Below are 25,978 nucleotides of genomic sequence, written 5' to 3' on the forward strand. Positions count from 1 at the left end.
AAAAAGGAGGCCGATCGACCTCCTTTTTTATAAAATTTAAATAAATCTTTAGTTTACAGTTCTGTCAGAAACGTATTCAAAAGTTGGAGGATTACCAGATCCAGTGCATTTGAAAACATATTCATGGTATTCATTTCCGGCATTCACTCCTGTGGGATAATAAAGATAAGTTGTTAAATAATAATAAACATCCACTCCACTAACCTTAGCTACAGCATTTGGGTAACGTAGCTGAGCAAATTTCTCCATACCTTTTTTTAATCGTTCCCATAAGAGTGCTACTTTAGCTGCATCAGTGCTTGCTGCATACAATTCAGCGTCACCGGATGCTGGGAATCCATAAGCCTGTCCACTGAAATATGGATTTCGATAACTTAAACGGAAGCTTACATTTGAATACCTACTTCCAAATCCATAGTAAAACTCCTCATTCTTGTATTGTGGATTAGCAAATTTTGCAATTGCAGGAGTAGCCAAGACATAATCAACCATTAATTGATAATCTGATTGCTCCATGACCATTTTAACAGTTGGGTCAAATAACCATCCAGCATTCGAGTAAACAAATTGTTCAGTCCTTGTAATTTTGAAAGAATTCGGCACCCATGTTCCATTTGTTAACTTAAATTGAGCAGCACCTGAGTAATTTGGATTACTTGAAGATTTGTAAATAACAGTTTTTATATTACCTTCCAGCGCATATGGGAATTTTTGACCAAGGTAGTTAGGAATATATAATGGAACGTTAGCAGAAGAAATATAACTAAATCCTATGGTAGTATAATCTACAGGTTGTAGAGCTACAAAAGTATTGTCTGCGGGTACCCAAGCACTTCCATTGAACTTATAAGTCACATATTGTTTTTCTGAACTTGCAACAGACAATGCAACTTTTTCTTCCGATACTTTTACATTATCAACCTGATAAGTAGTAGTTTTTGCAGGGTCAGTTCCTCGATTCGCAGCAGATCTGCCATCGCCATCATACCTAAAAGCGATTCGAACTTTTTTACCTGCATATGCAGTTAAGTCAGCGACGCCGGCATTTGCACTTACACTGTATCCTGACGGTGATTGTGGGAGTGTGAAATTAGATGAAATATCTGTCCAGGTAGCTGTGCCTATACCTGCTTCTGTTCCATCAAAATTTTCAGATATCCAAACGGTCAAACAATCTGCATTAGAATAACCAGCTACAATATTAAAAGTAAATAAAGGAGCCACAGCTGTTTGTAGGTTAATTTCCGGAGAGATCATATAGACTTGATTAATAGCACCACTATTGTAAGAAGAAACCTGTGCATAATTATTACTACTATAGGTTCTGCAGAACCAGTTAAGTGATCCCAGTACATCTTTACTCATCCAACCAGCTTCCGAAACAACAGTATATGGAGAAGAGGTAACAGTATGTGTACTCCAATCATATGCATAATAACTTACTTCTGTAATATCGGTAACTGCATCTATTGCTGAATAATTATACTCAACAAATTTGTATAGACCATTGGCAGCTGTTGGAAATTTTGCGGCTAAAATTGCCGGAATCTTAGCAGCAGGAGTAAAAGTAGGGGTAAATGCACTTACATAATTACCTCCACCCCATGCTGATTGATAATCTGCATTATTTAAAATATTAACTGTTCTCAAATCATTCAAATAAGTAGGTTGATCTTCGCCCAAAGTATAAGTAATCATAGCAGTTGAACCTAAGTCGCCATAAGGATATTTGGTTTTTAGCAAATACGGTACGTATTCGGATGCTGGAGCTGAGTTTGTAAAGAACTTATTTGTCCCTATACTCGTTGCAAGAGCAATTTTAGCGGGATCTGTTGTAGCAGCTTTGGCGGCACTGCTAATTGTAGTATAATCAGCACTTGTCAAAGTATATGTATAAGCTGCGACATTTGTAAGTTTGGTCATATCGGCAAGTCCCTCGAATTGATCGTTGAATTTCTCACAACCACCAAGAAGCACAGCAAAAGCCAAACCTAAAATCAATGAATAAAATATCTTTTTCATGTTTTTCAGTTTTTAGAATTTAATTTTTAGAGAGACTGAACCGGTTCTTCCGAAACCATAGAATACAGGTGAAGTTTTCCAGTCGTGATCGACACCATCAGTAGCATCAGTGATGTACTCGGTATCAAAAAGGTTTTGAATATTGCCATAAACCGTAGCATCCAAATCGCCTATTTTGAAACGATAGCTTGCATTGAAATCAAATGTTGTAGCATCAGGAATCTGCCAAGGTTGAGAAAAGTTCGTGGGACTCAAACTTGAACTTACTGTTGAAATACTAAAATAGGCATAGTTTTTTCCAAAATAATTTGCATCTAAACCTAAATTAAATCCTCTCACTAACTCATATCTAACTCCAATTGCAGCTGTTGTTTGTGCCGAATTACCAACCTTGATTCCTCCAATATTGACATCAATCTTGGCATGATCCGGTCCTTGTAATGCAACTACATTACCATTTGCATCTGTTGGTTGTCCATTGCGGTTATAAAGATAACCTGAGGCATCATTTTGCCAGGTATAGTCTCCCAACGAAATCATACCGGTAACTTGCAATCCATATATTGGTTTTGAAACAAAATCAAGTTCAATCCCCTGATGAAGTGCGTTCACACCTTCCATGTTTGCAACTAAACTTTCCGGACTGTTAGCGTTAAGTGCACGAACCATTGTTTTATCTTTCCACTGAGTACGATAGATATTCAAATTGGCAGAAATTAGTGTAGAACGGTAGCCATAACCCACTTCTGCTGATATTGCTTTTTCGTTAACCGCATTAGGGTTGGTAATATTACTGGTAGTTGATTGCAGGAATGCACCTCCCGAGAAGAATGGAGCACGTGAAATCACTCCAACATTAGCAAATACATTATGTCTGTCACTCAAATTATAGTTGGCTCCTCCCTTGGCACTATATCCTATGAAGTTGATTTTTTCAGATTTTGCATCTTTGGCATCATAATAGAAACGATCGTATCTCCATTGAGATGTGTTTGATCCGGATAAAGAAATAAATGATGTAAGATTATTCTTGTTATACTCCGCTTGCATAAATACTCCTTGGCTAAAAACAAAACCATCATAATCACGGTAAACAACATCCCCAACTCCTAGTTTATTTGTTTTCCAACTGGTACTGGTTAAAAGAGGTCGTGATGAACTTGCATCAATAAAAAACTTACCACCGTATAAGTCAGTAATCTCATTGGTATGTACTCCTTTATAATACCTAAAATCTAATCCCCCAAAAAGTTCAATATTGTCTGTAAGTTGTGTTGTATACGTTGATATTGCACCATACCATTTGTGTTGGTTCACACTTTTCGACAATACCATTTTAGAACCAGATTCACTTGCCATATTTATAGCATAAACAGCTCCGTAATCAAAGGTCCCGTCTTCTGCACGTAATGCTGTATTTGGCTTACCATAAGATGCACCATACCATAATGAACGGTCGGCAGATGAAAAACCTTGACCGCTGGTACCATAGCCATCCCCAATTGAAGCATAAACTACAGTAGCAAGACTTGATTTGTCATTAATGGTCCAGAAATGATTTAACGACAATTGTGGTTTGTTATATACGTTTCTTGATGACATTCTGCGTTGACCATTCATGTCGAATCCATAGCTTGCATTATATAGATACTTCATTGGTTGCTTTTGCCACTCTGAGATCAACAATTTATCATTATTATTTCGTTGATTGTGCCATTGTGGTGCACCAAATCCAGTAAACGACAACATATGTTTGTCATTTATTTTCTTTGAAATATTCACAAAATATGAATAGGATTCAAATTCTGTTCCTTGAATATAGCCATCTCCATAGGTCTTAGCACCTAATAAAGTGATGGCCCAATTATTTTCGGTTAATCCGGTAGAAACAGAGAATCCAATTTTGTTGTATCCATCACTTCCTACTCCATAAGATATTGAGCCACCCTTTTTGGCATCGGTTGAGCGGGTTACAATATTGAGTGAACCACCTAATGATGGGGCCGCTAATTTTGAAGCTCCAAGTCCGCGTTGTACCTGGAAGGTACGAGTAACGTCACCTAAACCAGCCCAATTGGACCAATACACACCACCCCATTCCATATCATTAACGGGTACTCCGTTAATCATTACAGCAACGTTGGCAGATTCAAACCCTCTTAGGTTTACACGAGAGTCGCCAAAACCGCCACCTTGTTTGGTAGCATAAATACCGGGAGTTGCTTTCAGTACTTCAGGAAATTCCTGAGTCCCTATTTTTTCTTCAATTTGAGTTGCTCCAATAGAAGACATAGCTACAGGGGTTTTTCGATAAATACCAATAGAAGCAAATACCGTAACTTCATCTAAACCAACTTGATCACCAACCATAGCGATGGTTCCTAAGTCTATAGTTTGTCCATTGTTAACAGTAGCAGAAATTTCCTGATTAACAAAACCGACAAATTGAACAAGCAATATATGTTGTCCGGCCGGAAGTTGTAATGTAAATCTGCCATTAAGGTCAGTCGTAATTCCTGTTGTTGTTCCTTTTAACACAACAGTTGCCCCAACAAGGGTTTCCTTTGTTGATCCGTCAGTTATAATACCTTTAACATAGCCTTGAGCAAAAAGACTACTACTAAAAAGCATGAGCATAACTGCCACGGCAATACTTTGTAGCATTTTTTTCATAATAAATCGGTTTAGCATAAATTTTAGTTTAATTAATTCATTGTTTCTTTTACGGTAGACAAGGTAAAAAAATAAAATTGCTCAATTATTACATGTTAATAAATGTTAATAAAAAATTCTATCGTAAACTCATTAATAGAACAAACTGATAATAAGGAATTTTGCATTTAAAACCACAACATGTTTACATCAAAATTACATTCCTGTAACCTTGGTTTCTGATAAAGTGTTAAAAAAAAGGGAATAAAATGATCATATCTGCACTATATTTGTCAGAAATGTATGATTTCGTAAAAAATAATCGCAGAGAAAAACTCAATTATTTTTAATTTTATGAAGCTTAGTTAATTTAGTTTTCTCTATTCTTTTTTTTCAAGAGACTAATAAAATAACTTAAAAATTAGGCCAAATTGAATCAGCATCTGGCCGGCTATTTTACTTTGAAAACAGGCGATTTAACTTTAATTTTGAAGAACAATTTAATGATCTTAATATTTAAACTAATGAAAAGAATTTCCCAACTATTTATTCTTTTGCTCATCATCTTTCAAATTTCCTGTTCAAAAAAGGCAGGAGAGCCAACCACCGACCCTACAGTCGATCAAAAAGCGAGCCTTGTTATTTTATACACCAACGATGAACATGGTTGGATGGAAGCTGATAATACCTTTGGTGGTGCTGCCGGAATGTTTGAGTTATGGAAAACCAGAGAAGGATATAATAGTGCCGATTCATTTCTGGTTGTTAGTGGTGGCGATATGTGGACAGGTCCGGCAATTTCAACCTGGTTTCAGGGAGAATCGATGATTGAAGTGATGAATAAAATGGAATATGATGTTGCAACTATTGGAAATCATGAGTTTGATTTTACGATTGAAGGATTGCTTAAAAACAAACAATTACTTGAATTCCATTTGATCGCTGCAAACATCCGTACTAAAAGTACCGGAGAAATCCCCTCTTTCGCACTGCCCTATGTCATTGAAAATGCCGATGGTGTAAAAGTTGCTTTTATCGGCCTTGCATCCAGGAGTACACCTTATACAACCTTTCCTGCATTTGTGGCAGACTATGAATTTACTGCTTATGAAGATGCTTTAAATGAATATGTCCCGGCTGCCAAATTACAAGGCGCCGAAGTAATTATCGTTGTTGGTCATATTGGCGAAGATGAAATGACCCAGTTAGCTCCATTAGCAAAATCACTTGGCGTTATATTAATTACAGGAGGCCATACCCATCAAAAAGTATCCAAATCGTTAGATGGGGTCACACTCATTCAATCAGGATCGGGCCTGAAAAATTATTGTAAGGTTGTGATTGAATATGACAAATCAAGAAAAATTTCAAAAGTACTTTCAAATGAAATCGTAAACAATCCTTCGGTTGTTAGAAGTGTTAATGAAGTGCAAACCATTGTTGATAAATGGCAACTAAAAACCGAAGAAGATCTGGCAATGGTAATTGGCTATTGTTCACAAAAAATTTACAAATCCTCTCCTGAAATGATGAATATGGTTGCTGATTCATGGCTTTATGCCTACCCAAAAGCAGATATCTCGATGACAAATTCAGGGGGAATCAGGCAAGACATCATGCCGGGAGATATAAAATTAGAAACCATTGTAGGGCTTTTGCCTTTTACCAATACGCTTATTGAATTAGAGCTGACAGGTACTCAAGTTATCGACTGCATTGGCAATTTGGTAATTGGTGGGATGACAACAGTTGGAGGATACAGGCTTGCTGATGGAAGTCCGATTGAGGCAAATACGATTTATTCAGTTTTAACAACTGATTATCTCTATTCACTGCCATATAATAATGGTCCTTCAAAATTTGCTCAATATGATTCTGATCCTTATAATACCTCAATTTTATATATGCAACCAACAGTGGATTGGATCATCTCAAAAAATTCCAATGCACAAAATCCGATAAATAATTATTTGGATCCTATACCAAGACGTTAGAATTGTTTCAATCTGTTCTTTATCATGATATTAGATCGTTGGAGATTTAACCTTAATTTTTTTATTAAAAAAATTGGATTTCCGATATAAAACGTCTTACATTTGTCGCCACAATACAAAAGCATGAAAAACACATTTTATACCTATTTCTATTTTTACTTTTATCTAAAAGGATAGATGGGAATTTGTATATAATAATATAAACTTAAGGTCCCATCAATACGATGGGACTTTTTTTTTGACATAAAGCAATATGAGAAATTTCAACACACATTTTGGTTTTTATTTTTATTTCTTCTTTTATCCACACAGGATTGGAGCGGTGTTCGTATAATAAAAATCTATTTATTAACCAATCCGCTCTAAAGGCGGATTTTTTTTTGAAAAATTATGAAGAAAGTAGGAATTCAAGGGTATTATAATTCATTTCATGAGATTGTGGCCCATCAATATTTTATAAATGAAGAAATTGAAATTGTGCCCTGTATGACCTTCGAAGGTTTGTTTGATGCCATTCACTCTTCAAAAGCCGATTTTGGAATTGTAGCAATAGAAAACACATTGGTGGGAAGCATACTGGGTAATTACACCCTGCTTCGCGAGTCGAATCTCTTAATTCGTGCCGAACACAAACTAAGGGTAAAACATAGTCTGCTCGCTTTAGAAGGTCAGAAGATTGAAGATATTACTGAAGTCCATTCACACCCAATGGCCCTGCAACAATGCGGCGAGTTCTTTAAGAGATATCCACATATTAAACTAATCAATAGCGATGATACTGCTTACAGTGCCTATGAAATTAGTCAGAACCAAATACTGGGAAGAGGTGCAATTTCGAATGAAATAGCTGCAAAGAGTTTTGGCTTAAAACTGCTTGCAAGAGGGATTGAAACCAATAAGCGCAATTTTACCCGATTTTTAATCGTGAGCCCCATCGACGAAACTGAAAAACAATTTAAAATTAAAGGTGAAATTAATAAGGCATCATGGGTTGTAACATTATCGCACCGATCAGGAAGTTTAGCACAACTTCTTACTGTTTTAGCAGCATTCGATATTAGTCTTACAAAAATCCAATCTCTTCCGTTAGTTGGACAAGAATGGACCTATTTGTTTTATATCGACATGATATTTGATAAAAATGATCAATACCAACGAGCGGTCCAAAGCATTGGGAAATATGTGGAAGACCTTAGAATATTGGGTGAATACCCGGCAGCAATAACTCCGGTTGAGCATCAACAAATAAGTACACTTCACTAATATAAAATGATTATACCGGCTAAAAGAGTTAACAGTATCAATGAATACTATTTCTCACACAAATTAAGGGAAATTGCCAGGAGAAATGCTTCAGGCGAAGATATCATCAATTTAGGGATTGGCAATCCTGATCTGTTGCCGTCCGATTCAACTATCGAAACTTTACAGGTTGAAATTTCAAAAACAGACTCGCACGGTTACCAGCCTTACAAGGGAATTGACGAACTAAGGAACGCTTTCTCAAGTTGGTACAAATCAAAATTTAAGGTTGATTTAAATCCTGAAACTGAAATTTTACCCCTTATTGGTTCGAAAGAAGGGATCTTACATATATCCATGGCTTTTTTAAACCCGGGCGATAAAGTTTTAATTCCAGATCCGGGATACCCCACTTACAAGGCCGTTAGTGAACTGATAGGTGCAACTCCATTAATTTACAAACTGGAGAAAGAACTCAACTGGTTACCCAATTTGGGGAAATTAAGCAAACTGGATTTATCCGGAGTTAAACTGATGTGGGTAAACTATCCGAATATGCCTACAGGTGCTCAAATCAACAAAGAAGGCTTTAAAAAATTGTTGGACTTTGCACGTTCAAACAACATTGTGATCTGTAACGATAATCCTTACAGTTTCATATTGAACGAGAAGCCTTTGAGTATTTTATCAATACCGGGTGCAAAAGAAATTGCGATTGAGTTAAATTCTCTGAGCAAATCGCACAATATGGCAGGATGGCGAATTGGAATGCTTGCTTCAAACACCCAGTTTATTCAATACATCCTTAAAGTAAAAAGCAATATGGATTCGGGCATTTTTAAACCTTTACAAAAAGCGGCTGCAAAAGCCCTGAACAATCCTGATTTCTGGTATCAGAATTTGAATCACGAGTATGCGGAAAGACAAAAAATCGGCTTTGAGATACTCGATATATTAAAATGTAATTATCAAATAAATCAGGTGGGAATGTTTATCTGGGCAGAAATCCCTAACTCTGTATATAGTTCCGAATCATATGCCGAACACATCCTGAACAAAGCAAAAGTATTCATTACACCCGGATTTATTTTCGGGGTTCAGGGCGAACGATATATCAGAATTTCATTAAGCAACTCTCGCGAAAAATTACTACTAGCCAAATCAAGAATTTTATTAAACATCTAAATTATTATGAATCCGTCTATCGAAATTGAAACATTAAAAGTCAATAATCAGGAATTAAAAAGGCCGCTATATATAGCCGGGCCATGCAGTGCCGAAACCGAAGAGCAAACCCTTGCTACAGCCGGGGCATTGGCAGCGATGGGGATAAAAGTTTTCAGGGCCGGTATTTGGAAACCCAGAACACGCCCGGGCTCTTTTGAGGGTGTTGGTACAAAAGGCCTTCCCTGGATGAAAAAGGTGAAGGAAGAAACAGGGATGCTCATTGGCACCGAGGTTGCCACCGCTGTTCATGTTTATGAAGCATTAAAATACGGAATGGATATGCTGTGGATTGGTGCCCGGACAACCGCCAATCCTTTTGCTGTTCATGAAATTGCTGAAGCTATGCGTGGAGTTGACATTCCTATCTTAATTAAAAACCCCGTGAATCCTGATTTGGATTTATGGATCGGAGCTATTGAACGAATAAATCAGGTGGGAGTTAAAAAAGTGGCAGCTATTCATCGTGGGTTTTCATCTTATAACAAAGCAAAATACAGGAACGAGCCAAACTGGCAAATTCCGATCGACTTAAAAAGAACCATTCCGGAGATTCAACTTATCGCTGATCCAAGCCATATTTCCGGAAAGCGGGATTTAATTTTAGAAGTTTCTCAGCAAGCCATGGATTTAAATTTTGATGGACTCATGATCGAAACACATATCGATCCGGACAATGCATGGAGCGATGCCAACCAACAATTAACTCCTGAAGGGTTAAAAGCTTTTTTTGATCAGTTGGTAGTCAGAAATACGAATAACAATCCAAAAGTCAATTACGATCTGGAAGATTTACGACACGAAATTGATCAACTGGATATCAGCATTCTTGATATGTTGGGTAAACGAATGCAGGTGGCTGAAAACATCGGACGATACAAAAGGGATAATGATGTAACAATTTTTCAACCCGGCAGATATACGGAAATCATGGAGAAAAGAGCCAGACAGGCCATCATCAATGGATTAAGCCGAGAATTTAGCGACCAGATATTTAAGTCCATACACGAAGAATCCATCTTGCATCAAAAAATGATCATGAACAAAAATAAAATCTAAAAAACTTTTTAAAAAACATATCAATGAAAATATTAATTGTAGGCGCAGGAAAAATGGGCATTTGGCTCTCCGACGCACTTTGTTTGCAACATGAAGTAGCAATTTTTGATCGGAATATGGAAAAGCTCAAGTACGTATTTAATACGGAAAGATTAATAAACTTACAGCAGATTCAGGAGTTCGATCCCGAATTATTGATTAATGCTGTCGACTTAAAAAATACTATACAGGCCTTTGATGAACTAACTCCCTATTTGTCTCAGCAATGTATTCTTGCAGATATTGCATCCGTAAAAAATGGCCTTAGAAATTACTACCTGGAAAGCGGATTCCGATTTGTATCAACACATCCGATGTTCGGGCCTACTTTTGCAAGTTTAAGGGATTTAAAAAATCAACATGCCATTATCATCAAAGAATCAGATGAAATTGGAAAAAATTTCTTTCATTCATTTTATGAATCATTAAATTTAAGCATTCATGAATATTCTTTTGTTGGTCACGATCAAACGATCGCTTATTCATTGGCAATCCCTTTTTCGTCAACCCTAGTTTTTGCTGCTTGCATGCGGAAACAAGATGCACCCGGAACGACTTTCAAAAATCATCTAAAAATTGCCGAAGGCTTACTTTCGGAAGATGTTTTCCTGATTTCAGAGATTTTATTCGGGCCCCACAGTGCATTTCAATTGGAACGGATCAAAGATCAATTAATTCATTTACTTGAAATCATAAAAAATAAGGATACTGAAAAACTTCATCAATATCTCCATGATATAAAAAAGAATTTGAACTCCCCGGCCATAAGGCCGGAAGAATTCATTGAAACCTTAAATAATATGGAACACGGCATCATTTAAAAATTTAACAAATCCATTTCAGCTTTAAATTTTATATTTGTTCATGAATTGGGACTTGCATATAAAAGGATTTAGGTCATTTTTATCTTTCGAAAAGTCATTGTCGAAAAATTCTATAGCCGCTTATACAACTGATGTTGAAAAGTTAGCTTCGTATTTTGATCAATCGGATATTGATATCTCTCCCGACAAGGTAAAGCATGAGGACTTAAAAGGGTTTATTATCTGGATAAACAAATTGGGGGTAAGTTCCAGCACTCAAACACGCATCATTTCAGGGATCAAGGCATTTTACAAATACATGCTGATGGAAGAAATCATCAGTCAGAACCCGACAGAACTTTTAGAGTCGCCACGAATTGGACGTAAATTGCCCGATACCCTCAATTTAGATGAAGTGAACATGCTCATCGACAGCATTGATTTGAGTACTGAAAACGGTCAGCGAAATAAGGCAATTCTTGAAACCTTATACGGCTGTGGCCTTCGTGTAACGGAGTTAATTGAATTAAAATTATCCAATTTACATTTTAAACAAGGTTATATAAATGTTGTTGGTAAAGGAAATAAAGAGCGACTAACACCTATCGGCTCGGTGGCAATGAAAAATATCCAGCTTTATATCGATAATTACAGAAATCATCAAACAATACAGTCGGGTGAAGAAGACATCGTTTTTTTAAACAACCGGGGTCACAAACTTTCGCGAGTCATGATTTTTTTAATCATCAAAAAACAAATGGAACTGATTGGCTTGAGAAAAAAAGTAAGTCCACATACGTTAAGGCATTCATTTGCCTCACATTTAGTGGATAAGGGTGCTGATTTAAGGGCCGTACAGGAAATGTTAGGTCATGAATCAATCACTACCACCGAAATTTACACTCACCTTGATCGAAATTATTTAAAGAAAACCATTGAGGAATTTCATCCACGATCAAAAAAGAATAGAAAATCACGGGTATGAAACCCCAAAGCCCCGAGAATTCGGGAGAAACAAATACCGTAGCAGAGTTGCGGGAAACCTGACTGTTGTCAGGTAAGTTAAACCGCATGATATCCCTCGACTATCGCTCGAGATCCCAGCCTGCCCTCATTCGGCGGGTATAACGTTTGGTTGGAGTTCGGCTAAATGATTTTGAGAATCAAAATCATAGTCTCACTAATTAAAACTCTTCAATCTCGCCGTGTTCATCAACAAGAACACCCCAATTCACAGCAATTAATTCTTTATCTTCAAAGAAAAAATCAATCATGCCGTCCTCAAAAGAAAGCCTGTATTCTCCATTTTCTTCAATATCGGTTTCAATATCGGAAAAACCATTGGCTTTCATCAAATCGGTAATTTGCTTTTCGTTCATTTTAAAAACCAATTCACCAAATAATAAGGTATTGGCATTATCGGTTTCAAAACAAGAAACGATTGATTTCTCAGCCCCCCTACCTTCAATAAAAACAGACAATCCCAGATTCCAATAATTCATTATTACGGTATTGAAATCTTCATCTTCCTGAATATTTTCAATATCTTCAGCATCGCCAATGGTTGCAACCACCTGCTCAATGGTGAATCCAAAATTAATTTCCCCGAATCCGACTTTGGGTTTAATATTAAGTGTTAATTTACTCATGTTATGATTAATTTATTTTATCTATTTAAATGGTGAATTAGGTTCTTTTGCCATGTGATTATAAACCATTTTATCCAAATATTTTGGAAAGAACTTATTTATCAGCACAGTCATTTTCCCTTGAAAGGTTAAAACTAATGAATTTTTTCGTTTCATGATCGCTTTATAAATTCTATTTGCAACTTCTTCAGCCGACATCATTTCTGCTTCATCCCGCGGAGACTCTCCTTGCTGCGATCCGTCACTTCCCAGAGCGGTTGTCCTGATATTTGATGCGGTAAAACCCGGACATGCAATTAAAACATGTAAGCCTTTTTTTAAATTCTCAATTCTCACCGTTTCCAAAAAACCATGAATTGCAAATTTAGAAGCGGAATAACCGGTACGTCCGGGTAATCCTTTATATCCTGCAATGGATGAAACCCCGACCAAAGACCCTTTTGAGGCTAAAAGATAAGGCAATGCATATTTCGAACAATAAACGGTTCCCCAAAAATTCACATCCATTAATTTCCTGATTACGTTTAAATCCAAATCTTCAAACAGAGCACGCATCGAAATACCTGCATTATTTATTAATACATCTATTCGACCATATTTATCAACAGCCTTTTGAATCAAATTCTTGCAATCTTCCTCTTTACTCACATCTGTCATCACAGGAAGAATGTCTTTGAAATTTCCACTCAATTCCTGAACAAGTTCATCAAGTTTATCGATGCCGCGTGCCCCCACTACCAAAGCGGTCCCGGGTTCGGCAAATCTTTTTGTCAATGCTTTCCCAATCCCTGAAGAAGCGCCGGTTATAACTATTACTTTTTTAATCATCTATTTTACTAATGTATGCCTGCAAGTATAAATATTTTTATTTAATAAAGGTCGGTTTGTGTATTTTATTTATTAAATATAATTTTTATCTACATCATTTAATCATTGAAAAAAGCATCAATCAAATCTTTAATCTATTTTTGTATAAAATAAAGGACATGCTCACGAACCGACAATTATTTACATTAAATCTTGCTTGCCCGGCTGCCACGCCAATGGCTCTGGAAATTGTGCGTGCTGAAGGCATTTATATGTTCGATGATAAAGGCAAAAGATATGTTGATCTGGTTTCCGGAGTAGCAGTAAATAATATAGGGCACAGGCATCCAAAAGTCATTGAAGCCATTAAAGATCAATTGGATCAATATTTACATTTGATGGTTTATGGGGAATATATCCAAAGTCCACAAGTGCAATTAGCAAAGCTTCTTACCGATAATTTACCTGTCAGTTTAAATTCTGTTTATCTGGTAAACTCAGGGAGCGAAGCCATTGAGGGTGCATTAAAACTTGCAAAGCGTGTTACGAACAGAAGCCGGATTTTCTCCTTCAAAAATGCCTATCATGGCAGTACGCATGGCGCATTAAGTGTTTTGGGAAATGAAGAATTAAAAAATGCCTACCGTCCGTTGTTACCCGATGTACATTTTCTAAATTTCAATAACGAAGATGATTTAGAAAGGATCAGCAACCAAACGGCGTGTGTGCTTGTTGAGCCAATACAGGCCGAAGCAGGAATTATTTTACCCGAAAATAATTATTTAAAAAAGCTCAAGGATCGTTGCATCGAAACCGGTGCACTGTTAATATTTGATGAAGTTCAGATGGCTTTCGGCCGAACGGGGAAATTGTTTTCATTCGAGAATTTTGATGTAATTCCTGATATAATATGCCTGGCTAAAGGCATGGGCGGAGGCATGCCCATTGGTGCATTTATTGCCTCCCGGGAAATGATGAATACCCTCACCAACAAACCTGAATTGGGGCATATCACAACTTTTGGCGGTCATCCGGTTTGTGCCGCAGCAGGGCTGGCAAGCTTAAAAGTAATTATTGAAGAAAAGCTTGCTGAGAGTGCCAATGCAAAAGGCGAATTATTCAAAAAGAACCTTACCGGACTTCCCGGGATAAATCACATCAGAGGAATGGGTTTAATGTTGGCGATTGAAGTGGAAACCCAGGATTTGAACAATATAATCATTAATCAATTACTGGATAAGGGACTCATTGTCGATCGTTTTCTATTTAATCAAAATGCCTTTCGGATTGCCCCACCCCTGACAATAACTGAGGACCAGATTGAAGAAATATCGGCAAATGTGGCTCAGTGTATCATTGATGCTAATCAAAGATGACCATATTTGCACTCACAAATGAGCTAATTTTCCCTGATCCGGGCTTGGCAAATGAGGATGGATTGCTGGCGGTAGGTGGCGATTTAAGTCTGGAACGCTTGCTTTTGGCTTATCAGCATGGTATATTTCCATGGTACGACGATCATTCACCCATCCTTTGGTGGGCATTAAATCCGCGTATGGTTCTTTTTCCAAATAAATTTAAGGTCTCAAAAAGCTTACGTCAGCTTATCAATAAAGAAATTTTTGAAATCAGGATGGATCATAATTTTAAAAAAGTGCTGGATCAATGCAGCCTGGTTCCCCGTAAAGATCAGCATGGAACCTGGATTAACGATGAAATGAAAAATGCTTACGTAAACCTCTTTGATTATGGATTTGCACATTCTGTTGAAGTATATTTAGATCAAGAATTGGTTGGCGGATTGTATGGAGTTGCGATCGGGAAAATATTTTATGGAGAGTCCATGTTTCATCTGGTAAACAATGCTTCAAAAGTTGCCTTCTATTATTTAATACAAAAACTAAATTCGTTAAATTACAATCTAATTGACGCACAGATGGAGACCCCGTTAATCAAGAGTTTGGGTGGAGAATTGATCCCTTTGGAAGCATACAGGGCAATACTGAAATCATCTATCGACAATACAAATTTTCAATGCAAATGGTGAAATAAAATGAGTATGGAAAACAAATTTATGCAAAGGGCCATTGAGCTTGCCCGATCCAACATTACCAATTTAAAAGGCGGGCCATTTGGAGCGGTAATTGTGAAAGATCATAAAATTATCGGAGAAGGATGCAATGAGGTGATTTCGAATAACGACCCCACGGCACATGCTGAGATTGTGGCCATCAGAAATGCCTGCAAGAACCTGAACAGTTTTCAATTGGACGATTGTGAAATCTATACCAGTTGCGAACCCTGCCCCATGTGCCTGGGAGCAATTTATTGGGCGAGGCCGAAAAAGATCTATTTTGCTGCAACAAGAGAGGATGCAGAACAAGCAAATTTTGATGATTCTTTTATTTATAAAGAAGTATCTTTGCCCATTGATCAGCGAAAAATTCCAATGGTTCAGATGATGAAAGTTGAATCAAAAACAGTATTTACTGAATGGAACGCACAAAACATTAAAATCGATTATTGATTATTTTTTATTGAATATAAATATTATACTTATTATGAGTTTTGAATTATCAGGAAAATTAATTGAAAAATTAGAAACCCAACAAGTTACCTCAACTTTCAGAAAGCGTGAATTCGTTCTGGAAAAGAAAGAATCTGCTTCTGGAAGGGAATTTATTGAATACATCAAATTCCAGCTTAATCAGGATCGTTGCGAGTTATTGGATAGCTGCAAATTAAACGACGAACTGAATGTTAGTTTTAACATTAAGGGCAGGAAATGGGAAAAAGATGGAAAAGTGAGCTATTTCTTAAACCTTGAAGCCTGGAAAATTGATAAAGTATTAGGCGAAAATGGTCAGTCGGCACCTCCGCCATCCATGGCAGATATTCCACCCGAAATGGATGACGATTTACCCTTTTAAATATGAATAACAGATCAGCATTGGTTTTTGGAGGAAGCGGTTTGGTTGGGACCGAATTACTGAAGCTTTTAATCTACGATTCTACCTATCATACGGTAATTTCAGCAGGAAGAAGGAACTTAGCGATCCAACATCCTAAACTTAAGCAACTCATCCTCGATTTCGATCAATTGGAGTCACAACAGGAATTATTTGCCGGACACGACGTTTATTGCTGCCTGGGCACCACCATCAAAAAAGCCAAAACCAAAGAAGCATTCCGAGCCATTGATTTTGGTTATGTAACAAGAATTGCTGCGATGACTGCAACGAATGGCATTGGGAATTTCGCGCTTGTCTCCTCCATCGGAACGGATAAAAATTCTGGTAATTTTTATTTGAGAACCAAGGGAGAAATGGAAGAAGTGGTCAGGCAACTAAAATTTAATACGCTGGTAATTCTTCGGCCTTCCTTTTTATTAGGGGATCGAACCGAAAAAAGATTTGGTGAGCGAATTGCTAAAATTGCCATCCAGTTATTTAGTCCCTTACTCATCGGAAAACTAAGGAAGTATCGGGGAATTGAAGCAAAAGCAGTAGCAAAAAAGATGATGAACATGATCCTTGAGGGCAATACAGGAACCTTCATCATTGAGTCTGATTTGATTAACAAATAAAAATATTGAACAACAAAGTAAAGGCACACCTTGCACTGATTGGCGGTAACCTGATTTATGGGTTGAATTATGTGGTTGCCAAAGGCATCATGCCCGATTACATTTCCCCAAAAGGAGTTATCTTTTGGCGGGTGCTGATTGCTTTTATTTTTTTTAATGTGTACAATTTATTTTGGGGTAAAGAAAAAGTTGATAAAAAAGATTTACTCCGACTGGCTGTTTGTGCCCTTTTTGGGGTTGCCATTAATCAAATCATGTTCTTCGAAGGGCTAAACCTCTCCACCCCTATCAATGCATCCATCTTAATGACAAGCACACCCATCATTACCACAATCTTTGCTTTTTTTCTTATTAAAGAAAGACCTAACTTACTGAAAATAGTTGGTATTATTATGGGAACAAGCGGAGCAACCGCCATTATTTTAATGGGAGGTAATTTCTCGTTAAGCTCCGATTTATTTGTTGGCAATTTATTTTTATTCCTGAATGCTGTTTCCTTTGCGTTTTATCTGGTGATTGCCAAACCTTTGCTGGTCAAGTACAAAACCATGACCGTTATCAGATGGGTTTTTAATTTTGGGATCATATTTGCATTGCCTTTCTGCATTAAACCGGCTCTGGAAGTTAATTATCAGTTATTTGACTTTAGGGTTTGGGCCTCCATGTTCTATATCTTGTTTGCGGTAACTATTTTGGCTTACTTGCTGGTTAGTTCTTCGTTAAGGCATGTGAGCCCGATTGTTACCAGCTCCTATATTTACACCCAACCCTTTATCGCATCAGTAGTATCCGTATTTATCATGCACGAAAAACTCACCCTTATTGAAATCATTTCTGCTTTGCTTATTTTTTCAGGGGTTTATTTTGTGAGCAGGCAGAAGCGGAAAGCATTAGCCTAGCTTAGATATCCCAATTAAACATATTTAACAATATTTTGATAAACCGAAGCGGACGCGAAGGAGAATAAAAAAAGCCCATCAAAAAATGGGCTTTCGCTTTTTAGATGCTTTTTGTTCTGTTTAAACTTTCTCCACATGGAAAGCTTCAACCAGTGATTTTAACCCTGCACTTGGACGATAATGAAGCTTAAGTTGTTTTACATTGTGAGAACTGACTTCTTCGGCAGTTGCCATCGAATCGCTGTTTACATTTACACTAAAACTTCCCAGATTACCCAGCCTGACTATTTTTCCTTCTTCCAAAGCCTGAGGAATTACTTCGGTGAGGGCGATCAGTACCGCGTAAACATCTGTTTTGCTAACAGTCGACATCATAGAGATTTGCTTTGACAAACTGTCAAGGGTTATATCACCCTGGTTAACGGCTACGGCATAAAACCTTTTGGCTGTTGCCGGATCACGCGGATTGATGCGTGTGATTGCTTTAATTTTAATTGACATAATAAAAGTTTTTAATGAATATTAGGTTGATTTTTATAGTTAATACCAAATATTATTTATTTGTCGCACCTCCATTGCAAAAAATATTATCTGATGATTACCTATCATTCTAAATATCAGGACTGTTGAGCGGCATACCACCGCTTATAGATTATCACAAATTTTTTTGTACTATTGGAAAAATGGTATTAAAAAGAAGCAGATAATAAAACCTTTTGAGTAACCGACAAAAACCTTTTGAGTAATCAACAAAAACCTTTTGAGTAAAGTGGGAAAACCTTTTGAGTAATTTCCAATTTAAACCTAAGAAATGATAAAAACATAAAACCTTTACATTGAGCGAAGACGAAGTGCGAAACCTTTACACTGAGCGAAGTCGAAGTGCGAAACTTGAAAATTCTTGATACATAATAAATAAAATAATATATTTACTAAAAATAAACAGAATGCTTCCTCGTATCGCCTATCTGACTCAAGATGGATGTATTTACGATACACCTTATCGCATATAAACAAGTTATCGTTCATTGTAAAAAGACAGAAACAGACGACAGAATGATGAAGAAATTTTTGCTGCATAAAAACAAAAAAAAAGAAAACTCACAGCACATTCAGGCACATTTTGCTGCCCCAATGCACGGGCGACCGCTTCACAGACAAAAGAGTCATCATTTTGACAACGCATCAACCTGTTGAAAATTGATTATTTGATTGTTAATAAGTTTTAAATCTTTGTTGTTCATTGATTTAAAAAAGAATCTTATAATTGACAATTATTGTCAAGTTAATATTTTCAAATTGAAAACGACCGGAGAAATAATTAGAACCAAACGAGAAAAGAAAGGGTTGCTATTGCGACACGTTTCTGCTCAACTCGACATTGACACAGCTATTCTTAGCAAAATTGAACATGGCGAAAGAAAAGCGACAAGAGAACAAATAACTAAGTTGGCTGAAATTCTCGAAATCAACAAGAAATCATTGCTAGTTCAGTATTTGAGTGAAAAGATTCTTTATGAACTTAAAGATGAGGAATTAGGAATTCAAGCACTAAAAGTTGCTGAAAAAACTATCAAGTACGGAGTAATTAAAAACAAATAAAATGACAGAATTATTATCCATAAAAGAAGCAAGTCTTTGGGCTACAGAATATTTAGAAAAAAATGTTACGACTTCTAATATTTCATATCTTATTCAGTATGGTAGGATTAAAAAGGTTGGTGATAATGGCTCAACTCAAGTTATCAAAGAAGAACTTATAGAATATTATAAAGACAAAAATAAATCACGACAAGAGGAATGGAAAGAACAATTAGGAAGTGATTTAAATTGGGCATTGTCTTTTGAACAATACAAAGAAGCTGAAACAACTAAGCATGTTCACAGACTACATCCATACAAAGGAAAATTTATTCCGCAATTAGTAGAATACTTTTTAGATGACCATACGGATAAATTTAAGAAAGAAGTTTACTTTAAACAAGGTGACATAGTTTATGACCCATTCTCAGGCAGTGGTACAATAATGGTTCAAGCATGTGAACTAGGAATTCATGCAGTTGGAAATGACGTTTCGGCTTTCAATGCTCTTATTGGAAATTGCAAAGTGACTAAATATAAGCTCGTTGATGTTCAAACTGAAATTGACAGAATTTCAAGAGTACTAAAATCTTTTTTATTAGCCCACAAAACACTTGAATTTGAAGACAAGCTTTTAAAAGAGTTGAATGTGTTCAATAATAAATATTTTCCAGTACCAGAATATAAATACAAAGTAAAACATAAAGAGATTGACGAGAAAAAATATGGTGAGGAAAAAGAAAAAGAGTTCCTTCCTGTCTTCAACAATCTAGTTAAGGAGTATAAAATTAAACTACGCCAAGACAAGGAAGATTCATTCCTTGATAAATGGTATACTCAACATATTCGTGATGAAATACAAGTTGTATTTAATGAAATCAAAAAGATAGAAAATCTAGACACAAAAAAAATCGTTAGTGTTATTCTAAGTCGAACAATAAGAAGTTGCAGAGCAACGACTCATGCTGACTTGGCGACTTTGATTGAGCCAATTACTTCCACTTATTATTGTGGTAAACATGGAAAGATGTGTAAACCATTATTCTCAATTCTTAAATGGTGGGAAACATATACCAAAGACACAATTAAAAGATTAGTACAATACAATAAACTCAGAAAAGATACTTTCCACACTTGCTTAACAGGTGATAGCAGGAATATTGACATCATTGAAGGACTTAAAAAACTTAACCCTGAATTTTCGAAGCTTGTTGAAATGAAAAAAATCAATGGAATATTTTCATCCCCACCTTACGTTGGTTTAATTGACTATCATGAACAACATGCATATGCTTATGACTTATTTGGTTTTGAACGCAAAGATGAATTGGAAATTGGTCCTCTATTTAAAGGGCAAGGTAGAGAAGCAAAACAAAGCTACATTGAAGGAATAAGTGCAGTATTGAATAATGCAAAGAGATTTTTCATTGATGAATATGACGTATTCCTTGTAGCAAACGATAAATACAATATGTATCCAATAATTGCCGAATATGCCGGAATGAAAATCGTTAATCAATACAAACGACCAGTTTTAAACAGAACCGAGAAAGATAAAAGTGCATATTCTGAAATAATTTTCCATTTGAAATCCAAATAATGAAACAATTACTAGATAGATTACAAATATCAATTGAACATCTTAAGTGTCTTGATGAAGTCTTTGCAGAACATAATAAGGAATATCAAAGAATAAGTGATCTATTGAGTTCAGATGAATTCAATCCAATTTACGAAGAAATTTCGAGGGAACTATATGCCGGAGGAAAAACTGCTTCTAATAGCAGAGTAAAATTGAATCGCCAAATGATACTTGGCGACATTATAGAATATATTTTCTCAGGTAGGGCCTATTATTATGCTGCTAAATCAGACGAACATTTAAAGAATTTTTACAAACTAATCTTCTACTCTGTTAATCAGATGTTGTTGTTTGACACAATAACAGTTAACCCAGATTTAAGGAGAGCATACATTGAAAAACTTGAAGAAAAAATACCTTGTGAAATACTTTATGAAAAACCAGGTGATAAGAAATTAGCAGAGCAAATAAAAGAAAGTGAAGTTAAAATATGGCAAACAGAATGGACTTCGGCCATTGATGATTTTATTGATTCACTTTTGCCGAAAACATTAGGTGCACCAAAGGAGTTAATTGTATTTGCAGAATTTATTCGATTACGATTTGGAATAATAATCCCTTTGTTACTTATTCAGAGAATTTTTGGAAATAAAAACCCCATTGCACCACCTGACTTTCTAATTCTTCAAAACAATAAAGAAATATATGGAATTGAAGTTGGCTATAAAAAGGAACTTCAAAGTCGTGAGTTTTCGATAAGAACTTCGATTCCAACATTTGCTGTTGATTTAAAGCGAAACATGCATAACAGATGTCCAAAATGTGGTGAGAATATTTTATATTGTGATGTGTTGATTGAGAATTATTCTAATGGAACTTTAAAAAACGTTCTTGTTGAACGTGATGGTGAAAGAAAACTATTTTGTAGTGAATGTCCGAATTTTGATGATGGCAATTGTAAATTCTCCAACTATTACGGATGGGTTGAAGGAGTAAACTTTAATGGACAACCATTGGATTCAAAGTCAAATAGGCATTATCATACATGTTGTGTGAAAGATGATAATTATTTGTATCGAAGAGCACTAATGAATATCTTGGGAAATCACAGAAATGGCTTTTTTGCACAAATTCCTGAAATTGATGGAATTGAAAATCTAATAAATAAATAAAAATGGCATTAACTCAACAACAAATCCAGCAAGTAGAAACTGTTTTACGAAACAGTTTAAGACATAAATTTCAGAACTATAATCCTGAGCCTGCAGTAATGCCATTTCATACAAGGTTACTTGGTCAGGATAGAATGGCTTTGTTTTCATTTATTCATTCATTAAATACAAACTTTGGAACAAGTATTTTTGAACCGGTGGCTAAAGCATTAGCATTGTCAAGTTTCGCAAGTGCAGAATCACAACAAACTTCTGGCAATCAAATTTCATCTGAAGCACATAGAGTTATCCAAAATATTATGGATGGACTTTCTGTTGCAACTTCTTCTCCGAATAAAATAGAAGAAATAAAAGCAATTAGGGCAGTTTGCATGTCTGGCGAAATGAAAACAGTGAAACCAACTAAAGTGGATGTTAAACTCGTTGGACATAACGGAACTATTTACTTGTTCGACATTAAAACGGCTAAACCCAATGCAGGTGGTTTTAAAGAATTTAAAAGAACTCTTTTAGAATGGGTAGCGACGACACTTGCAGCAAATCCAGAAGCAAATGTTCAAACAATTATCGCTATTCCATATAATCCATATGAGCCACAACCATACAACCGTTGGACAATGAGAGGAATGCTTGACTTAGACAATGAATTAAAAGTTGCAGCAGAATTTTGGGACTTTCTTGGTGGTCAAGGAGCTTATACTGACTTGCTTGATGTTTTTGAGAGAATTGGTTTAGAATTGAGACCAGAAATTGACGCGTATTTTAAAAGATATAACAGGCAATAACCAACAAACTTGGTGGCAAATTTGTATTTTCAGCAACCGCACAAAGCCAAACAAGAAATCCAAAAGAGCCAACGCACGGACAGAAAGATAATGCAGCAAAAATAAAAGACAGTACAACGAAAGACAAGCACCGCAAGTGCATAACACGCGGTATATTTTATTGCCGAGTTAGTGGGTATTTCAGCGTTTCTGCATCTAATAAACTTTTGTGTAATTTGAGAGGAAAGTGCTTTGATTCGCCGCGGCGAACAGCAACAAAAACATACTACCAATCCGTTAGGGTACACTGTCTGAAAATTCGATTTATAGATATTTTATGGATACATTATAGATGGATTAATAAAAATCTTTTATATTTGTATGGATAAAATATGGATACGATATGGACAAATATATAAATAAGATAAACTTTGATTTCCAAACTAATCAGCTGATTTTAAAATCGATTAGTTTTATCGACTCATTTAAGGGGAAATGGAATCTTGTTGAGAACAAAGAAAATATTTTCTTAAAGGAATTAAGGAAAATTGCAACCATTGAAAGTATAGGTTCATCAACACGGATTGAAGGAGCAAAACTTACGAATAAAGAAATTAAAGAACTTCTTGAAAATGTTAAAATAACCGAATTAAAAACCAGAGATGAGCAAGAAGTAGTTGGTTACTATGACGTTCTTGAAATCATCAATGAAAACTTTGAGAATATAAATATTTCAAAGAACTATATCCAACAACTTCATCAAAACTTACTGAAATATAGCACCAAAGATGATAGGCACAGGGGCACTTACAAGAACTTATCGAATAAAGTTGTAGCAAATTATCCTGATGGAACGCAAAGGGTAATCTTTAACACCACAGAACCGCACCTTGTGGAAAGTGAAATGGACGACTTGATTGATTGGACAAACAATCAATTAAAATCAGAAGCACTTCACCCTTTGATTGCAATTGGATTTTTTATATACGAATTTTTATCTATTCATCCATTTCAGGATGGCAATGGACGGTTATCAAGACTATTAACCAATCTATTGCTTCTAAAAAGCGATTATCTATTTATTCAATATGTTTCATTTGAAAACCTAATTGAACAGAAGAAGAAGACTTACTATGAAGCTTTAATGGATGGTCAAAAAGACAAAAATTTAGAAAAGGAAAAGATTGACAAATGGATGCTTTTCTTTTTACAATCTCTTGAAGCTTTAATACATCGATTAGAACAGAAATATGATGTTTTCAAATCTAAAGGCGGTTATTTAAATGAAAGGCAAAAGAAAATTAAAGAGTTCATTAAAACTAATCAGCCTATTAAATTAGCTGATTTAGTTAATATGATGCCTGATATTTCTATTAATACCCTGAAGAAAGATTTGCAGTATATGAAAACTGAACAAATAATTGAATCAATTGGAAAAAATAAAGGGACTGTATATATGCTGAAAGAGAGATAAGTACGTGCCCTAACACGTTAGGTTGTTTGTATAAAAAAGTTCACTTTAGTGATTGAATAATAACATTTTGACCCCTTATCCTTCCTATAAGCCAGATGCTGAATATTCTGTTTACTTAACAACAAAAGAGACTTCATATTTTAATGAACTGGGTTCCCCTCACTAACTAAAAGCAGCGTATTTTATGCCACGAACTTCCAGTCCACCTCAGCATAAGAAAGTCTAAAAGCCAACAGCGAATAGCTTGAGGCCATCAACAATTAGAAACTCAAATAATCAATAAAGAAAATTCTTAAAGTTGACTATCCCTGTGGCGAATTCAGCTTATTAATTAGCGGTAGCCCAAAGCCGCATAGCCAACCCAATGGCAAGGAGTAGCAATTGCTGTCCGTCCAAAACCTAAATCATCAACAGGGATATGCTCACAAGTGATGCTGGTTGCATAGCCTATAAATTCACCATGCAGTGTTTGTGCATTGTTTAAATAATAAGTCGTCCATAAAGTTGTCGGAACACTGTAACGGCCGCACCAATACCAGATATATTGATGAAAATCGTTTGCATCCAAGGTGTATTCACTAAAACGTTTGATATTTTCCGGGTTTACCTCTCCTTTTAAACAATTTTCGATGATTTCTGCTTCAAGATCGCGGGCCTTTTGGTTCCCTGCATCATCGCAACCAAAGGGGGCACGGTCAAATCCGCCCCAATCTTCATTGCCATAATGATCGGCATCTGTAGTTACAACAATCGCATAATCCTTTCCCCATTTCCAGTTATGTTTATCTGCCACGGTTTTGATGGCTTCGGCCAATGCTTTTCCACTTTCCTCCATCCTATTCAGGCTCATGGCCGGAACAAGAATAGATACGATCGAAACATCACGGTTAAAGTATTGCAGATAAGGAACCATTGATTCAACCGAGTGTTCAACTTTTTGAAGGCTGTCATTGATCATCGCAAATTTGCCTTTCAATAAATCGTAAAGTTCTTCACGAATTGGTGATACCTTTACATCTTTCCAGGGTCCTTGCCAATGCGTATAAGTATCAAAAACCAACGAATCTTCAATTCCCATAGCAGCAGCTCGATGCGCTACCCCAATTAAAATTACATTGGGCGCCTTCACGTTATGCAAAATTTCCGGAAATAATTTCCCCACATAGGTATAATCATCGTGAGGGCAAATAGCCATTTTCCAAGGATCACCTATAGTTTTATTCCATCCTTTACGGTCGATACGGGCCATTAAACTATCCATTTGCCAGGGGTATTGTGCAAAACCAATGGTATCTTTCTGCGGCCGGACAGATTTAAATTCTTTTTCCGTATTCTGAGTATTTGCACAACTAACGGTAAACAATAATCCTAACGACAGGATCATCAATGGAAACATTTTTTTTATCAAAGAGTTCATGACTGAGCATTT

23 protein-coding genes are annotated in these 25,978 nt (G+C 36.1%); 17 read left to right on the plus strand and 6 right to left on the minus strand.

The features are described from left to right. Positions 1-48 precede the first annotated feature (48 nt). Positions 49-2,022, minus strand: a complete 1,974-nt coding sequence (locus KKG99_16550) for a DUF5017 domain-containing protein (GenBank protein ID MBU1014605.1) — start codon at positions 2,020-2,022, stop codon at positions 49-51. Positions 2,023-2,034: 12 nt separating this feature from the next. Next, entirely contained in the window at positions 2,035-4,698 is a 2,664-nt protein-coding gene (locus tag KKG99_16555) for a TonB-dependent receptor (protein MBU1014606.1), read from the minus strand. Positions 4,699-5,198: 500 nt separating this feature from the next. Here KKG99_16555 and KKG99_16560 point away from each other — a divergent pair, with 500 nt between their 5' ends. The 6 genes from KKG99_16560 (at position 5,199) to xerD (ending at position 12,020) form a co-directional block, all read left to right on the plus strand. Then, complete coding sequence (locus KKG99_16560; GenBank protein ID MBU1014607.1) at positions 5,199-6,668, plus strand: bifunctional metallophosphatase/5'-nucleotidase; 1,470 nt, start codon at positions 5,199-5,201, stop codon at positions 6,666-6,668. 387 nt (positions 6,669-7,055) lie between these two features. Continuing rightward, positions 7,056-7,931, plus strand: coding sequence for a prephenate dehydratase (locus tag KKG99_16565; GenBank protein ID MBU1014608.1), 876 nt, complete (start codon positions 7,056-7,058; stop codon positions 7,929-7,931). A gap of 6 nt (positions 7,932-7,937) precedes the next feature. Continuing rightward, a complete protein-coding gene (locus KKG99_16570) occupies positions 7,938-9,095 on the plus strand; it encodes an aminotransferase class I/II-fold pyridoxal phosphate-dependent enzyme (protein MBU1014609.1) in 1,158 nt (385 codons plus the stop codon). A 6-nt stretch (positions 9,096-9,101) separates the two neighbouring features. Continuing rightward, on the plus strand, positions 9,102-10,193 hold the full coding sequence (locus KKG99_16575) for a bifunctional 3-deoxy-7-phosphoheptulonate synthase/chorismate mutase type II (GenBank protein ID MBU1014610.1): 1,092 nt from the start codon (positions 9,102-9,104) through the stop codon (positions 10,191-10,193). A 23-nt stretch (positions 10,194-10,216) separates the two neighbouring features. Then, positions 10,217-11,053 carry a prephenate dehydrogenase/arogenate dehydrogenase family protein gene (locus tag KKG99_16580; GenBank protein MBU1014611.1) on the plus strand — a complete coding sequence of 279 codons (837 nt, stop codon included), beginning with the start codon at positions 10,217-10,219 and terminating at the stop codon, positions 11,051-11,053. Positions 11,054-11,096: 43 nt separating this feature from the next. Next, positions 11,097-12,020 carry a site-specific tyrosine recombinase XerD gene (gene xerD / locus KKG99_16585; protein MBU1014612.1) on the plus strand — a complete coding sequence of 308 codons (924 nt, stop codon included), beginning with the start codon at positions 11,097-11,099 and terminating at the stop codon, positions 12,018-12,020. A gap of 199 nt (positions 12,021-12,219) precedes the next feature. On the opposite strand, the gene KKG99_16590 is transcribed toward xerD, so the two are convergent. Next, positions 12,220-12,684 (minus strand): hypothetical protein, encoded by a 465-nt coding sequence (locus KKG99_16590; protein MBU1014613.1) that lies wholly within the window; start codon positions 12,682-12,684, stop codon positions 12,220-12,222. A gap of 21 nt (positions 12,685-12,705) precedes the next feature. Then, complete coding sequence (locus KKG99_16595) at positions 12,706-13,512, minus strand: SDR family oxidoreductase (protein MBU1014614.1); 807 nt, start codon at positions 13,510-13,512, stop codon at positions 12,706-12,708. 158 nt (positions 13,513-13,670) lie between these two features. Between KKG99_16595 and KKG99_16600 the strand changes: the two genes are divergently transcribed. From KKG99_16600 to KKG99_16625, 6 genes are read left to right on the plus strand one after another with little or no spacing between them, the layout of a single operon-like run. After that, the gene (locus KKG99_16600; protein ID MBU1014615.1) at positions 13,671-14,867 is read left to right on the plus strand and encodes an aspartate aminotransferase family protein; all 1,197 of its coding nucleotides are present in this window, start codon (positions 13,671-13,673) and stop codon (positions 14,865-14,867) included. Further along, positions 14,864-15,538: a leucyl/phenylalanyl-tRNA--protein transferase gene (gene aat, locus KKG99_16605; GenBank protein ID MBU1014616.1), complete on the plus strand. Its 675-nt coding sequence runs from the start codon at positions 14,864-14,866 to the stop codon at positions 15,536-15,538. The genes KKG99_16600 and aat overlap by 4 nt, the downstream gene beginning before the upstream one ends. A gap of 6 nt (positions 15,539-15,544) precedes the next feature. Beyond that, positions 15,545-16,018: a nucleoside deaminase gene (locus KKG99_16610; GenBank protein ID MBU1014617.1), complete on the plus strand. Its 474-nt coding sequence runs from the start codon at positions 15,545-15,547 to the stop codon at positions 16,016-16,018. A gap of 34 nt (positions 16,019-16,052) precedes the next feature. Next, positions 16,053-16,421 carry a DUF3127 domain-containing protein gene (locus KKG99_16615; protein ID MBU1014618.1) on the plus strand — a complete coding sequence of 123 codons (369 nt, stop codon included), beginning with the start codon at positions 16,053-16,055 and terminating at the stop codon, positions 16,419-16,421. 2 nt (positions 16,422-16,423) lie between these two features. Then, complete coding sequence (locus KKG99_16620) at positions 16,424-17,077, plus strand: NAD(P)H-binding protein (protein MBU1014619.1); 654 nt, start codon at positions 16,424-16,426, stop codon at positions 17,075-17,077. A gap of 5 nt (positions 17,078-17,082) precedes the next feature. Next, positions 17,083-17,976, plus strand: a complete 894-nt coding sequence (locus KKG99_16625; protein ID MBU1014620.1) for a DMT family transporter — start codon at positions 17,083-17,085, stop codon at positions 17,974-17,976. A 120-nt stretch (positions 17,977-18,096) separates the two neighbouring features. Here KKG99_16625 and KKG99_16630 read toward each other — a convergent pair whose 3' ends face one another. Beyond that, on the minus strand, positions 18,097-18,477 hold the full coding sequence (locus KKG99_16630; GenBank protein MBU1014621.1) for an HU family DNA-binding protein: 381 nt from the start codon (positions 18,475-18,477) through the stop codon (positions 18,097-18,099). A 798-nt stretch (positions 18,478-19,275) separates the two neighbouring features. Between KKG99_16630 and KKG99_16635 the strand changes: the two genes are divergently transcribed. The 5 genes from KKG99_16635 to KKG99_16655 all read left to right on the plus strand — a co-directional run bounded on the left by KKG99_16635 (position 19,276) and on the right by KKG99_16655 (position 24,549). Beyond that, positions 19,276-19,578: a helix-turn-helix domain-containing protein gene (locus KKG99_16635; GenBank protein MBU1014622.1), complete on the plus strand. Its 303-nt coding sequence runs from the start codon at positions 19,276-19,278 to the stop codon at positions 19,576-19,578. A gap of 1 nt (position 19,579) precedes the next feature. Further along, positions 19,580-21,157: a site-specific DNA-methyltransferase gene (locus KKG99_16640; GenBank protein MBU1014623.1), complete on the plus strand. Its 1,578-nt coding sequence runs from the start codon at positions 19,580-19,582 to the stop codon at positions 21,155-21,157. Continuing rightward, on the plus strand, positions 21,157-22,311 hold the full coding sequence (locus KKG99_16645) for a hypothetical protein (GenBank protein ID MBU1014624.1): 1,155 nt from the start codon (positions 21,157-21,159) through the stop codon (positions 22,309-22,311). Before KKG99_16640 ends, KKG99_16645 begins: the two co-directional genes overlap by 1 nt. A gap of 2 nt (positions 22,312-22,313) precedes the next feature. Next, entirely contained in the window at positions 22,314-23,096 is a 783-nt protein-coding gene (locus KKG99_16650) for a TdeIII family type II restriction endonuclease (protein MBU1014625.1), read from the plus strand. Between the two features lie 382 nt (positions 23,097-23,478). Next, complete coding sequence (locus tag KKG99_16655) at positions 23,479-24,549, plus strand: Fic family protein (protein MBU1014626.1); 1,071 nt, start codon at positions 23,479-23,481, stop codon at positions 24,547-24,549. 331 nt (positions 24,550-24,880) lie between these two features. On the opposite strand, the gene amrB is transcribed toward KKG99_16655, so the two are convergent. Further along, on the minus strand, positions 24,881-25,966 hold the full coding sequence (gene amrB / locus KKG99_16660; protein ID MBU1014627.1) for an AmmeMemoRadiSam system protein B: 1,086 nt from the start codon (positions 25,964-25,966) through the stop codon (positions 24,881-24,883). Between the last annotated feature and the right edge of the window lie 12 nt (positions 25,967-25,978).

This window comes from Bacteroidota bacterium (assembly GCA_018816945.1).
GTDB lineage: Bacteria > Bacteroidota > Bacteroidia > Bacteroidales.

Coding starts and splice junctions, on each gene's coding strand:
- KKG99_16550 (MBU1014605.1), bottom strand. CDS start 2,022: ATGAAAAAGATATTTTATTCATTGATTTTAGGTTTGGCTTTTGCTGTG.
- KKG99_16560 (MBU1014607.1), top strand. CDS start 5,199: ATGAAAAGAATTTCCCAACTATTTATTCTTTTGCTCATCATCTTTCAA.
- KKG99_16570 (MBU1014609.1), top strand. CDS start 7,938: ATGATTATACCGGCTAAAAGAGTTAACAGTATCAATGAATACTATTTC.
- KKG99_16575 (MBU1014610.1), top strand. CDS start 9,102: ATGAATCCGTCTATCGAAATTGAAACATTAAAAGTCAATAATCAGGAA.
- KKG99_16580 (MBU1014611.1), top strand. CDS start 10,217: ATGAAAATATTAATTGTAGGCGCAGGAAAAATGGGCATTTGGCTCTCC.
- xerD (MBU1014612.1), top strand. CDS start 11,097: ATGAATTGGGACTTGCATATAAAAGGATTTAGGTCATTTTTATCTTTC.
- KKG99_16590 (MBU1014613.1), bottom strand. CDS start 12,684: ATGAGTAAATTAACACTTAATATTAAACCCAAAGTCGGATTCGGGGAA.
- KKG99_16595 (MBU1014614.1), bottom strand. CDS start 13,512: ATGATTAAAAAAGTAATAGTTATAACCGGCGCTTCTTCAGGGATTGGG.
- KKG99_16600 (MBU1014615.1), top strand. CDS start 13,671: ATGCTCACGAACCGACAATTATTTACATTAAATCTTGCTTGCCCGGCT.
- aat (MBU1014616.1), top strand. CDS start 14,864: ATGACCATATTTGCACTCACAAATGAGCTAATTTTCCCTGATCCGGGC.
- KKG99_16610 (MBU1014617.1), top strand. CDS start 15,545: ATGAGTATGGAAAACAAATTTATGCAAAGGGCCATTGAGCTTGCCCGA.
- KKG99_16615 (MBU1014618.1), top strand. CDS start 16,053: ATGAGTTTTGAATTATCAGGAAAATTAATTGAAAAATTAGAAACCCAA.
- KKG99_16620 (MBU1014619.1), top strand. CDS start 16,424: ATGAATAACAGATCAGCATTGGTTTTTGGAGGAAGCGGTTTGGTTGGG.
- KKG99_16630 (MBU1014621.1), bottom strand. CDS start 18,477: ATGTCAATTAAAATTAAAGCAATCACACGCATCAATCCGCGTGATCCG.
- KKG99_16640 (MBU1014623.1), top strand. CDS start 19,580: ATGACAGAATTATTATCCATAAAAGAAGCAAGTCTTTGGGCTACAGAA.
- KKG99_16645 (MBU1014624.1), top strand. CDS start 21,157: ATGAAACAATTACTAGATAGATTACAAATATCAATTGAACATCTTAAG.
- KKG99_16650 (MBU1014625.1), top strand. CDS start 22,314: ATGGCATTAACTCAACAACAAATCCAGCAAGTAGAAACTGTTTTACGA.
- KKG99_16655 (MBU1014626.1), top strand. CDS start 23,479: ATGGACAAATATATAAATAAGATAAACTTTGATTTCCAAACTAATCAG.
- amrB (MBU1014627.1), bottom strand. CDS start 25,966: ATGAACTCTTTGATAAAAAAAATGTTTCCATTGATGATCCTGTCGTTA.